The organism is Pseudoalteromonas sp. S1650, from assembly GCF_005887195.1.
In the GTDB taxonomy this organism is placed as follows: Bacteria; Pseudomonadota; Gammaproteobacteria; order Enterobacterales; family Alteromonadaceae; genus Pseudoalteromonas; species Pseudoalteromonas simplex.
The window spans coordinates 40,312-52,903 of the sequence record NZ_PNDF01000031.1; the positions used below are offsets into that span (position 1 = coordinate 40,312).

Genomic DNA, 12,592 nt, shown 5'->3' on the forward strand with positions numbered 1-12,592 from the left:
GCCCGATAAGGGCAAGATGGGCAAGTAACTGTGAAAAAGCAAAGACCTGTAAATCTAGATCTAACAACTATATCTATGCCGGCAACGGCTAAAGCATCAATTTTACACCGCGTCACCGGTGTTGCATTATTTTTTGCTTTAACGTTTGTCATTTGGGCTTGGTCTGAGTCTCTTTCTTCTGCAGAAGGTTTTGAATTCGTCAAGGGTCTGTTCAGCGGATTCATTGCCAAATTCATAGCATGGGGCACCATTTCTGTATTGGCGTATCACTTAATTGGTGGTATCCGTCATATCATTATGGACATGGGTCACTGGGAAGAACTTGAATCAGGTAACTTCAGCGCTAAAGTTGCATTAGCTTTAGGTGTTGTAGCTGCAATTCTAGCAGGAGTGTGGATATGGTTTTAAATCAAGCAACTCTTAAACGTGATGGTGTACAAGATTTCGTATCACTACGTGCAACAGCATTAATAATCAGCGCTTACGCGATTTTTATTATCGGCTATTTTTTATGTACGCCAGAAGTCACTTTCGAAGCCTGGCAAGGCCTATTCTCTAACCTAGCAATGAAAGGGTTTACCTTAATTACCCTAGTTTGCATCATGGTTCACACCCGTATCGGCCTTTGGCAAGTTCTTACTGACTATGTTAAATGCGCTAAATTACGTGCTGTTTTAGGCTTTGTATTAAACCTTATGGCTGTTGCTTACGTAGCAATTGGTCTAATCGTTTTATGGGGTGTTTAAGTGAATTATTCTGTTCGTGAATTTGACGCTGTAGTGATTGGTGCCGGTGGTGCGGGTATGCGCGCAGCACTAGCTATCACTGAATCAGGCAAAACCTGTGCACTTATCTCAAAAGTTTTCCCTACACGTTCTCACACTGTGTCTGCACAGGGTGGTATTACGGTTGCGCTGGGTAACTCACATGAAGATAACTGGGAATGGCACATGTACGATACTGTTAAAGGTTCCGATTTTATCGGTGACCAAGACGCTATCGAATATATGTGTAAAACAGGCCCAGAAGCTATTACTGAATTAGAAAACATGGGCTTACCATTTTCTCGTTTTGAAAATGGCCGTGTTTATCAACGTCCTTTCGGCGGCCAGTCGAAAAACTTTGGTGGTGAACAGGCTGCACGTACTGCAGCAGCAGCTGACCGTACAGGTCACGCGCTATTACACTGTTTATACCAACAGAACGTTAAAAACAAAACTAACGTATTCTCTGAGTGGTACGCACTAGATTTAGTTAAAAACAGCGACGGTCACGTTGTTGGTTGTACAGCAATCGACATCGAGTCTGGTGAAGTTGTTTACTTCAAATCAAAAGCTGTTGTTTTAGCAACAGGTGGTGCAGGCCGTATCTATGCATCGACAACGAATGCACACATCAACACTGGTGACGGTGTTGGTATGGCTACACGCGCTGGCGTTGCAATGCAAGATATGGAAATGTGGCAGTTCCACCCAACAGGTATCGCCGGTGCCGGTGTACTTGTAACTGAAGGTTGTCGTGGTGAAGGTGGTTACCTTCTAAATAAAGACGGCGAACGCTTCATGGAACGTTACGCTCCAAATGCAAAAGACTTAGCGTCTCGTGACGTTGTTGCTCGTTCAATGATGACTGAGATCCGTGAAGGTCGTGGTTGCGATGGTCCTTACGGTCCACACATCAAGCTTAAGCTTGACCACTTAGGTGAAGAAACACTTAACTTACGTCTTCCAGGCGTATGTGACCTTGCGAAAACATTCGCACACGTTGATCCGGCAAAAGAGCCAATTCCAGTTATCCCAACATGTCACTACATGATGGGTGGTGTTCCAACTAACGTAAATGGTCAAGCATTACAAATTGATGCAAACGGCCAAGAGAAAGTAGTTGAAGGTTTATTCGCTGTTGGTGAGATTGCATGTGTATCTGTACACGGTGCTAACCGCCTAGGTGGTAACTCACTACTTGACTTAGTTGTATTCGGCCGCGCAGCTGGTAACTTCTTAGGTAAGTACCTTAACGGTGTTGAAGCAGGTAAAGATGCGTCTGATTCAGACCTTGAAGCATCACTTGCGCGCTTTAACCGTTGGGAAAGCTCTAAAGCTGGCCAAGGTGAAGACCCAGTACAAATCAAGAAAGACCTACAAATGTGTATGCAACTTAACTTCTCGGTATTCCGTGAAGGTGATGCAATGGCAACAGGTCTTAAAGAGCTTAAAGAAATTCGTGAACGTCTTCAGTACGCTCGTCTTGACGACAAGTCGACTGAGTTCAACACTGCACGTATCGAATGTCTAGAGCTTGATAACTTGATGGAAACAGCTTACTCAACAGCAGTAGCTGCAAACTTCCGTACAGAAAGCCGTGGTGCACACTCTCGTTTTGACTTCCCAGATCGTGATGACGAAAACTGGTTATGTCACTCAATCTACGATCCTAAGAGCGAAGAAATGAGCAAACGTGATGTAAACTACGCGCCGAAACTGCGTGAAGCTTTCCCACCTAAAGCACGTACATACTAGGAGCGAGACGATGGCACAAGTACAATTTTCGGTTTATCGTTACAATCCAGATGTTGATAATGCACCACGTATGCAGGACTTCTCGCTAGAAACGCAAGAAGGCCAAGATATGATGGTATTGGATGCCCTTATGCAATTGAAGGAGCAAGATCCAACATTATCATTCCGTCGTTCATGCCGTGAAGGTGTGTGTGGTTCAGACGGTATCAACATGAATGGTAAAAATGGTTTAGCGTGTATCACGCCTTTATCTACGCTACTTAAAGGTGGCAAAGGTAAAATCGTAATTCGCCCATTACCAGGTTTACCTGTGGTACGTGACCTTGTTATTGACATGAGTCAGTTCTACACTCAATACGAAAAAGTTAAGCCTTACCTAATCAACGACACGCCTGCGGCGGGTGAGCGTCTTCAGTCAATCGAAGAACGTGATAAGTTAGATGGCTTATATGAGTGTATCTTATGTGCATGTTGTTCAACATCGTGTCCTTCGTTCTGGTGGAATCCAGACAAGTTCATCGGTCCTGCGGGCCTTCTTCATGCGTATCGTTTCTTGGCTGATAGCCGCGATACAGCGACTGAAGAGCGTCTTGCTGACCTTGACGATGCGTTCAGCGTGTTCCGTTGTCACAGTATCATGAACTGTGTTAGCGTGTGTCCAAAAGGTCTTAACCCGACCAAAGCAATTGGACAAATCAAATCAATGCTTTTAAACCGCGCTGTTTAAAGCTTGAATATGTAAGGTGGTTAAGTGATTAACCACCTTGTTTTTACAACAATTAATTTCTGCGCTAAAGAAAAGGGCTTATAAATGCACGAAGGTGTGATGAAGGCATGGCTAGAATCTTCTCACTTAAACGGCGGTAACGTTGCTTACGTAGAAGAGCTTTATGAAGCGTACTTAGATGATGCGACTTCTGTGCCAGAAGAATGGCGAGAAGTGTTCGAACAATTACCAAAAGTTGATGGTGTGGATGTTGACGTTAAACATTCAGAAGTTCGTTCACAATTTGCACAGCTTGCTAAAAACAAGCATAGAGAAGTAGTGGTAGCAGAGGGTGGCTCTGGTGATCCTAAACAGGTCAAGGTGCTACAACTTATTAATGCTTTCCGTTTCCGTGGTCACCAAAATGCCAACCTAGATCCATTAGGTATTTGGCAACGCGAACGTGTTCGTGATCTAGAATTAGAGTACCACGATTTATCTGAAGCTGATTTTGACCGTGAATTCAATGTGGGTTCGTTTGCTGTCGGTCGCGAAACCATGCCATTAGGTGAGCTATATCAAGCACTCAAAACGACTTATTGTGGGTCGGTTGGTGCTGAGTATATGCACATCACTTCAACTGAAGAAAAGCGTTGGTTACAACAACGTTTAGAATCAGTGCAATCACGTCCAACGTTCTCTAAAGAAGAAAAGCTACGTATCCTCAAAGGATTAACAGCTGCAGATGGTCTTGAAAAATATTTAGGGGCTAAGTTCCCTGGTGCAAAACGTTTCTCACTTGAAGGTGGTGATGCGTTAGTACCAATGCTTAAAGAACTAATTCATCGTGCAGGTGAAAGCGGACAAAAAGAAGCTGTTATTGGTATGGCTCACCGCGGTCGCTTGAACGTACTAGTGAACGTTTTAGGTAAAAACCCATCAGAATTATTCGATGAGTTCGCTGGTAAACACAAAGACACATTAGGCTCAGGTGATGTTAAATATCACATGGGTTATTCATCTGACTTTGCAACTAAGGGTGGCAACGTGCACATGGCACTTGCATTTAACCCGTCTCACTTAGAAATCGTTAACCCAGTGGTTATGGGTTCGGTACGTGCTCGTTTAGACCGTCTAGGTGATAAGTCAGGTATTAAAGCATTACCAATTACTATTCACGGTGACTCTGCAATCGCAGGTCAAGGTGTTGTACAAGAAACATTTAACTTATCGCAAACTAATGCATTTAGTTGTGGTGGTAGTATCCGTATCGTTGTAAATAACCAAGTTGGTTTCACAACGTCTAAACAGTCTGATGTACGTTCTACACCATACTGTACTGATATTGCGAAAATGGTTCAGGCACCAATTTTCCACGTTAACTCTGACGATCCTGAAGCGGTTGCATTTGTTACTCAAATCGCACTTGATTTCAGAAACCAGTTTAAACGTGATGTAGTGATTGATTTAGTATGTTATCGCCGTCATGGTCATAACGAAGCGGATGAGCCGAACGCGACTCAACCACTTATGTACCAAAAAATCAAAAAGCATCCAGTACCTCGTCTAATTTACGCAGACCAATTAGTTGCTGAAGGTTCATTCTCAGAAAATGAAGTAAAAGCACTTGCTGATGATTACCGTAACGGTTTAGACAAAGGCAACTGTGTTGTTGAAGAAATTCAACTAGAAACATCACACTCTTCTGATTGGGCTAAGTTTGTTGGTCACGATTGGGATGTTGAGTACGATGCAACAGTATCGGTTGAAAAGTTAAAAGAGCTTGGCGAAAAAGTAGCAAGCTTCCCAGAAAGCCACAAAGCACAGTCGCGCGTTAAGAAAATCTATGACGACCGTAAGCTAATGGCAACAGGTGAAAAACCACTTGATTGGGGTATGGCTGAAACACTTGCTTATGCAACCCTTGTTGATGCAGGTACAGATATCCGTTTAACTGGTCAAGATTCAGGCCGTGGTACATTCTTCCACCGTCATGCTGTTGTTCATAACCAAAAAGATGCATCAACATACTTGCCGCTGCAAAATATCAGCGAAAAGCAAGGTGCATTTGAAGTGTATGACTCAGTTCTTTCTGAAGAAGCGGTACTTGCATTTGAATATGGTTACGCAACAGCTGAACCTACGTCACTTGTAATGTGGGAAGCACAATTTGGTGACTTCGCTAACGGTGCACAAGTTGTATTTGACCAATTCTTAAGTTCAGGTGAGCAGAAGTGGGGCCGTTTATGTGGTCTTACATGTTTACTTCCACACGGTTATGAAGGTCAAGGTCCTGAGCATAGCTCGGCACGTTTAGAGCGTTTCTTACAGTTGTGTGCTGATCACAACATGCAAGTATGTGTTCCTTCAACACCTGCGCAAGTTTATGCAATGCTTCGTCGTCAATCTGTACGTCCACTTCGTCGTCCATTGATTGTTATGACGCCTAAGTCGCTACTTCGTCACCCGTTGGCAACATCTTCACTTGAAGAGTTATCTGAAGGTGTGTTCCACAATATGATCGATGAAATCGATGATATTGCAGCAGATAAAGTAGAACGCGTTGTATTCTGTAGCGGTAAAGTTTACTACGAGCTACTACAAGAGCGTCGTAAGCAAGAATTAAATAACATTGCTATTGTTCGTGTAGAACAATTATATCCATTCCCACACGCTGAGATGGATACAATCATGCAGCGTTACCAACACGTTAAAGATTTTGTTTGGTGTCAAGAAGAGCCACAAAACCAAGGTGCATGGTATTGTTCTCAACACCACTTTGTTGATGCAATCCCAGCCGGTGCTAAATTAACTTACGCAGGTCGTAAAGCATCAGCATCACCAGCGTGTGGTTACATGTCAGTGCATAATAAAGAACAACAAGCGCTCGTTGCAGATGCGCTTACTATTGAAAAGAAAGGATAAGCAATGAGCACAGAAATTAAAGTTCCTGTACTTCCTGAGTCGGTTGCTGATGCTACTGTTGCAACATGGCACGTAAGTGTTGGCGACAAAGTAAGCCGCGACCAAAACTTAGTAGATATCGAAACAGATAAAGTTGTTTTAGAAGTTGTTGCACCAAATGACGGTGTAATCACTGAAATTTCACAAGAAGAAGGTGCAACGGTACTTGGCGAACAAGTAATTGCATTACTTGGTGATGCAGATGCTGCACCAGCAAGTGACGACTCTGCACCAGCTAAATCAGAAGACGCGCCAGCTAAATCAGAAGACGCGCCAGCGGCGCAATCAGCACCAGCATCAGAAGGTAAAGAAGTGGACATTAAAGTACCTGTACTTCCAGAATCAGTCGCAGACGCGACAATTGCTACTTGGCACGTTCAACCAGGTGAAGCGGTAACACGCGACCAAAACCTTGTTGACATCGAAACTGATAAAGTTGTTCTTGAAGTTGTTGCTCAAGAAGACGGTATCATGGGTGAGCACATTCACGCTGAAGGCGAAACAGTACTTGGTGAGCAAGTAATTGGTACAGTTAAAGCGGGTGCAGCACCGGCAGCAGCAGCTCCTAAAGCTGAAGCAGCACCAGCTTGCGAATCAAATGACAGCTCTGACGTATTAACACCGTCAGTTCGTCGTTTAATCGCTGAGAAAGGTCTTGATGCATCAAAAATCAAAGGTACTGGCAAAAATGGCCGTGTAACTAAAGAAGATGTTGATACATTCTTAAAAGCACCAGCAGCAGCGCCTAAAGCAGAAGCAGCAGCGCCAGCAGCACCTATGGGTGACCGTACACAAAAACGTGTTCCTATGACTCGTTTACGTAAAACAATCGCTAATCGTCTTCTTGAAGCGAAAAACTCAACTGCAATGTTAACGACTTTCAACGAAGTTAACATGAAGCCAATCATGGACCTTCGTAAGCAGTACCAAGAAGTATTCGAAAAGCGTCACGGTATCCGTTTAGGCTTCATGTCTTTCTACGTGAAAGCAGTTACTGAAGCACTTAAGCGTTTCCCTGAAGTAAATGCGTCTATCGACGGTGATGATATTGTTTATCACAACTACTTCGACATCAGCATCGCGGTTTCTACACCACGTGGTCTTGTTACTCCAGTTCTTAAAGACTGTGACAAGCTATCAGTTGCTGAAATCGAAAAAGGTATCCGTGAGCTAGCGCTTAAAGGTCGTGACGGTAAATTATCAATTGATGATATGACAGGTGGTAACTTCACTATCACTAACGGTGGTGTATTCGGTTCATTACTATCTACACCAATCATCAACTTACCACAGTCTTCAATTTTAGGTATGCACAAAATCCAAGAGCGTCCTATGGCTGTAAATGGTAAAGTTGAAATCTTACCAATGATGTACTTAGCGTTATCTTATGATCACCGCCAAATCGATGGTAAAGAATCAGTAGGTTTCTTAGTAACAATTAAAGAGTTACTTGAAGATCCGACTCGTTTACTACTAGATGTTTAATCTGGTTGTATGAAAACTAAGCTGTGAACCTCGTTCACAGCTTTTTTTTTGCGCCTTTGGTCTAACTGGGGTTTTCATGTGGAGCCTTGGGATTTATACTAAGTGCGCAATTTGGGATAGCTGTTTATTTTGCATAAATATTCAGCTCTTTTAGTATAAAAAATTGGATAAAGCATCATGAATTTGCATGAGTATCAGGCAAAACAACTTTTTGCCGAATATGGTTTACCAGTTTCTCAAGGTTTCGCTTGCGATACACCTGAAGAAGCTGCAGCAGCTGCTGAGAAAATCGGCGGTGATATGTGGGTTGTTAAAACACAGGTTCACGCAGGTGGCCGTGGTAAAGCTGGCGGTGTTAAGCTAGTTAAAACAATCGACGAAGTTAAAGAGTTCGCTGCGAACTGGTTAGGTAAAAACTTAGTTACTTACCAAACAGACGAAAATGGTCAGCCAGTAGCTAAAATCCTTGTTGAAAGCTGCACTGACATCGCTAACGAATTATACCTTGGCGCTGTAGTAGATCGTGCTTCTCGTAAAGTTGTTTTCATGGCATCTACTGAAGGTGGTGTTGAAATCGAGCAAGTTGCAGAAGAAACTCCAGAACTAATTCACAAAGCTGAGATCGATCCACTAGTTGGTCCTCAAGCTTACCAAGCACGTGAGTTAGGCTTCAAACTAGGTTTAAACCCTACTCAAATGAAACAGTTCGTTAAGATCTTCATGGGTCTTGCTAACATGTTCAACGATTTCGATTTCGCACTATTAGAAATCAACCCGCTAGTAATCACAGACGAAGGTAACCTTCACTGTCTAGACGGTAAAATCGGTGTAGATGGTAACGCGCTTTACCGTCAACCTAAAATCCGTGAAATGCACGATCCTTCACAAGAAGACGCGCGTGAAGCTCACGCTGCAAGCTTCGAGCTTAACTACGTTGCACTAGACGGTAACGTTGGTTGTATGGTTAACGGTGCAGGCCTAGCGATGGGTACTATGGACATCGTAAACCTACACGGTGGCAAGCCAGCTAACTTCCTAGATGTTGGTGGTGGCGCAACTAAAGAGCGTGTATCTGAAGCATTCAAGATCATCTTATCTGACGACAACGTTAAAGCTGTTTTAGTTAACATCTTTGGTGGTATCGTACGTTGTGACATGATCGCAGAAGGTATCATCGGCGCAGTTAAAGAAGTAGGTGTTAACGTTCCTGTAGTAGTACGTTTAGAAGGTACTAACGCTGAACTTGGTCGTGAAGTACTAGCTAGTTCTGACCTTAACATCATCGCTGCTGAATCACTAACAGACGCAGCTGAAAAAGTTGTTGCTGCTGCGGAGGGCAAATAATGTCTGTATTAATCAATAAAGATACAAAAGTTATCTGTCAAGGTTTCACAGGTGGCCAAGGTACTTTCCACTCTGAGCAAGCGCTTGAGTACGGTACACAAATGGTTGGTGGTGTAAGCCCAGGTAAAGGCGGTCAAACGCATCTTGGTCTTCCAGTATTCAACACAGTACGTGACGCTGTTGAAGCAACTGGCGCAACTGCATCAGTTATCTACGTACCAGCACCTTTCTGTAAAGATGCAATCTTAGAAGCTATCGATGCTGGCATCGAGCTAATAGTTTGTATCACTGAAGGTATCCCAACACTAGACATGGTTGACGTTAAAGTTAAGCTTGATGAAACTGGTGTTCGTATGATCGGTCCTAACTGCCCAGGTGTTATCACTCCGGGTGAAACTAAGATCGGTATCATGCCTGGTCACATCCACAAGCCTGGTAAAGTAGGTATTGTATCACGTTCTGGTACTCTTACTTATGAAGCGGTTAAGCAAACTACTGACGCTGGTTTCGGCCAATCAACATGTGTTGGTATCGGTGGTGACCCAATCCCTGGCACTAACTTCATCGACGTTTTAGAAATGTTCGAAAAAGACGAGCAAACTGAAGCTATCGTTATGATCGGTGAAATCGGTGGTACTGCAGAAGAAGAAGCTGCAGAATACATCAAGCACAACGTGACTAAACCTGTTGTTTCTTACATTGCTGGTGTTACTGCACCTGCAGGTAAGCGTATGGGTCACGCTGGTGCAATCATCGCAGGCGGTAAAGGTACTGCTGATGAGAAATTTGCTGCATTAGAAGCTGCTGGCGTAAAAACTGTACGTTCATTAGCTGATATCGGTAATGCACTTAAAGAGAAAACAGGCTGGTAATCAGTTCTAATCTCTTAAAAAAGGCTCGCTAATGCGGGCCTTTTTTGTATTTATCCCTTTCTTATAACTCGCACGAAAATTCCACCTACAAATTAAGAATAATAATGCTTTATTTGTGAATATAAATTCTCTACACTTGTGGCTTGTATATCTGTTTTTATTAAAACATTCGACTTTAATAAGGTAAATATTACGTGCGTACCACAGAATTGGTAGATGGATTTCGCCAGTCAACTCCATACGTTAATGCTCACCGCGGTAAAACATTCGTTGTTATGCTTGGCGGAGAGGCGATCGATCAGTCTGGTTGTCGCAGCATCATCAACGATGTCGCGTTATTAACTAGTCTTGGTATTAAGATTGTTTTAGTGTTTGGTGCTCGTCCACAGTTTAACGCAGCGCTTGAACAAGTTGGCATAACTAGTCAGTTTCATAATGAGATACGGGTAACTGATAACGCAACATTTGATGTAATTAAAAAAGTTGCGGGTGCAATGCAGTTTGATATAACCGCGCGTTTATCTACGTCTTTAAGTAGTACACCTATGTCTGGCTCATTTTTAAATGTGGTGAGTGGTAATTTTGTTATTGCTCAGCCTTTAGGTGTTGATGAAGGTGTTGACTATCATCATTCAGGTAGAGTGAGACGTATTGATGTTGCGGGTATTCGCCACCAGTTAGATAACAACGGAATTGTTCTGCTTGGGCCAATAGCGGCGTCTGTTACAGGTGAAAGTTTTAACTTAACTGCTGAAGAAATTGCTACGCAAGTAGCGCTCAAGCTTCGCGCCGATAAAATGCTTGGCTTTTGTAAAGAAGCCGGTATTTTGGATGAAAATGGTGAAGCGATTGCAGAGCTAATGCCAAATGAAGCTGAGCAGCTATTAGCAAGCTATCGCAAGCAACCAGATTCATGTTTAAGTGCTACTGTATTTTTACAAGCTGCAATTGATGCTTGTCGAGGTGGCGTGCATCGTTGCCACCTTGTTAGCTATAAAGAGGATGGCGCATTACTTCAAGAGTTATTCTCTTTAGATGGTATTGGTACACAAATCGCACCACAAAGCTCTGAGCAATTACGAAGTGCCAGTATTGCTGATATTACCGGTATCATTAACCTTATTAGACCCCTTGAACAGCAAGGCTATTTGGTTCGTCGTTCTCGTGAACAGCTAGAAATCGAAATTGAACAATTTACGGTTATTGAGCGTGATGGACTTATCATAGCCTGTGCGGCTTTGTATCCGTTTGCTGATGAACAAGTAGGGGAGTTTGCAAGTTTGGCTGTCCACCCTCAGTACCGAGATGCCGACCGCGGCAGTTATCTACTGAGGTTTATTATTAATAAGGCTAAACGTGCAGGTTATTCGCATTTATTTGCTCTCACCACACGCAGTATTCACTGGTTTTTAGAGCAAAGTTTTGAAATAGTGACAGTTGAAGAGCTACCTGCGAAGAAAAAAGCGCTTTATAACCATGAACGCCGCTCTAAAGTATTGCGTCTAGATTTAACTAAGCTAGGTAATAAGAGGTGACGCATGCGTCACCTCTTATACTCTTAATATTGATAGTTAATGTGCTGATAAAAACGCACACGTAAATCTTGGCGAGTCGGATTAAACGCCAGTTCATCGGTTACTTCATTTATCGCACTTTGCACTTGATTCATAAACTTACCATAACCAATGTCATGCTTGTCTTTATCGGCTGCGGCAATCACAAAATGTAGCGAATCTACAAGTTGATCTGCATCCCAGTACTGTTGTAATTGCACTTTTTCAGAGCTGCAATCAAAGGTTAACTTTTGTAGTTCGCTGTTACTTTGCGCGTTATCAATATTGCTATTACGAACAATAGGGCGGGTACCGTTAGCGATGAAAGCGCCGAGTGTTAAGCCGCGTTTATCACATGCTCGTTTGAACGCATCAAAGATATATTGATAAAACTGCGTATAATTCTCTTCATTCAACATATGCTGAAATTGCGTTTTAATGGCACGAGTTACTGGAATCGAAAACCCAGCGTATGTCATCTCACTGTGTTCATTTGGCACATGACATTGGCGAGACTGGTAACGTGGGTATAAGCTACGTAATTTATAGCCATAGCTTTCTTTGTGACCTTTTGCTTTAGCAAATAAATCATAAGTTAGGTGTTGGTGGTCACGAATTTTAAGAGGTGGTTGGCCGCTTAGTAGCTTTTCTTGTAGTGAGTTGATCACTCTTTGCACATTATGATGAAAACTAGCCGCATGAGCGCGAATATCTTCACCGGTCGCTAAGAATAATAAACGAATTTTTTTGCATTTTTGCTCACCATCAGCAAATACATTATGTGCTTCATGGTATTGTGGGTTATAGAAAAACAAAATTTGCTTAGCGGTTTCTAAGCTATATGCCTCATCATGGTAACGAACCACTGGCAGTTTATCGTTGGCGATTAGGTGTACATTATGTAATTCATACTCATCACATAGTGCAAATAACTCCCTTGCAAGACGCTTATAAGCACAGCTCACGTTGGTGAACTGGGCAAAAAACTCATCAGTAGGTTTAAATTCAACTAACACATACTGGTTTGCACGTGCTGAGCTTGGAATATAGACTCGATGTTGATTGAGCGAAGCCATCTCTTTTCCTTATTGGTAGTGAAACTGACGGCACTATATCGCTAGTCAATGATCATTTTATTGCGTTAGAACA

Annotated in this window: 10 protein-coding genes; 9 read left to right on the forward strand and 1 reads right to left on the reverse strand. The window is 42.8% G+C overall.

All coding sequences use genetic code 11. The features are described from left to right. The first annotated feature begins 30 nt into the window (after positions 1-30). The 9 genes from sdhC to argA all read left to right on the forward strand — a co-directional run bounded on the left by sdhC (position 31) and on the right by argA (position 11,425). Positions 31-408, forward strand: coding sequence for a succinate dehydrogenase, cytochrome b556 subunit (gene sdhC / locus CWB80_RS11305; protein WP_082389167.1), 378 nt, complete (start codon positions 31-33; stop codon positions 406-408). Then, complete coding sequence (sdhD, locus tag CWB80_RS11310) at positions 399-746, forward strand: succinate dehydrogenase, hydrophobic membrane anchor protein (RefSeq protein ID WP_054551371.1); 348 nt, start codon at positions 399-401, stop codon at positions 744-746. Before sdhC ends, sdhD begins: the two co-directional genes overlap by 10 nt. Continuing rightward, the gene (gene sdhA / locus CWB80_RS11315) at positions 747-2,519 is read left to right on the forward strand and encodes a succinate dehydrogenase flavoprotein subunit (protein ID WP_054551370.1); all 1,773 of its coding nucleotides are present in this window, start codon (positions 747-749) and stop codon (positions 2,517-2,519) included. Positions 2,520-2,529: 10 nt separating this feature from the next. Then, complete coding sequence (locus CWB80_RS11320; RefSeq protein WP_054551369.1) at positions 2,530-3,246, forward strand: succinate dehydrogenase iron-sulfur subunit; 717 nt, start codon at positions 2,530-2,532, stop codon at positions 3,244-3,246. Between the two features lie 84 nt (positions 3,247-3,330). After that, positions 3,331-6,150: a 2-oxoglutarate dehydrogenase E1 component gene (locus tag CWB80_RS11325; RefSeq protein WP_138600672.1), complete on the forward strand. Its 2,820-nt coding sequence runs from the start codon at positions 3,331-3,333 to the stop codon at positions 6,148-6,150. A 3-nt stretch (positions 6,151-6,153) separates the two neighbouring features. Further along, positions 6,154-7,674 carry a 2-oxoglutarate dehydrogenase complex dihydrolipoyllysine-residue succinyltransferase gene (odhB, locus tag CWB80_RS11330; RefSeq protein WP_138600674.1) on the forward strand — a complete coding sequence of 507 codons (1,521 nt, stop codon included), beginning with the start codon at positions 6,154-6,156 and terminating at the stop codon, positions 7,672-7,674. A 177-nt stretch (positions 7,675-7,851) separates the two neighbouring features. Beyond that, complete coding sequence (sucC, locus tag CWB80_RS11335) at positions 7,852-9,018, forward strand: ADP-forming succinate--CoA ligase subunit beta (RefSeq protein WP_054551366.1); 1,167 nt, start codon at positions 7,852-7,854, stop codon at positions 9,016-9,018. Beyond that, positions 9,018-9,890 (forward strand): succinate--CoA ligase subunit alpha, encoded by an 873-nt coding sequence (gene sucD, locus CWB80_RS11340; RefSeq protein ID WP_054551365.1) that lies wholly within the window; start codon positions 9,018-9,020, stop codon positions 9,888-9,890. The genes sucC and sucD overlap by 1 nt, the downstream gene beginning before the upstream one ends. 194 nt (positions 9,891-10,084) lie before the next feature. Beyond that, positions 10,085-11,425, forward strand: coding sequence for an amino-acid N-acetyltransferase (argA, locus tag CWB80_RS11345; RefSeq protein ID WP_138600676.1), 1,341 nt, complete (start codon positions 10,085-10,087; stop codon positions 11,423-11,425). A 23-nt stretch (positions 11,426-11,448) separates the two neighbouring features. Here the strand turns inward: argA and CWB80_RS11350 are convergent, their stop codons facing one another. Next, on the reverse strand, positions 11,449-12,519 hold the full coding sequence (locus tag CWB80_RS11350) for a DUF3083 family protein (protein ID WP_138600678.1): 1,071 nt from the start codon (positions 12,517-12,519) through the stop codon (positions 11,449-11,451). Positions 12,520-12,592: the final 73 nt, after the last annotated feature.

What these genes read in the sequence shown, in the direction of transcription:
- sdhD (WP_054551371.1), top strand. Translation starts at nt 399, where the DNA reads ATGGTTTTAAATCAAGCAACTCTTAAACGTGATGGTGTACAAGATTTC.
- CWB80_RS11320 (WP_054551369.1), top strand. Translation starts at nt 2,530, where the DNA reads ATGGCACAAGTACAATTTTCGGTTTATCGTTACAATCCAGATGTTGAT.
- CWB80_RS11325 (WP_138600672.1), top strand. Translation starts at nt 3,331, where the DNA reads ATGCACGAAGGTGTGATGAAGGCATGGCTAGAATCTTCTCACTTAAAC.
- odhB (WP_138600674.1), top strand. Translation starts at nt 6,154, where the DNA reads ATGAGCACAGAAATTAAAGTTCCTGTACTTCCTGAGTCGGTTGCTGAT.
- sucC (WP_054551366.1), top strand. Translation starts at nt 7,852, where the DNA reads ATGAATTTGCATGAGTATCAGGCAAAACAACTTTTTGCCGAATATGGT.
- sucD (WP_054551365.1), top strand. Translation starts at nt 9,018, where the DNA reads ATGTCTGTATTAATCAATAAAGATACAAAAGTTATCTGTCAAGGTTTC.
- CWB80_RS11350 (WP_138600678.1), bottom strand. Translation starts at nt 12,519, where the DNA reads ATGGCTTCGCTCAATCAACATCGAGTCTATATTCCAAGCTCAGCACGT.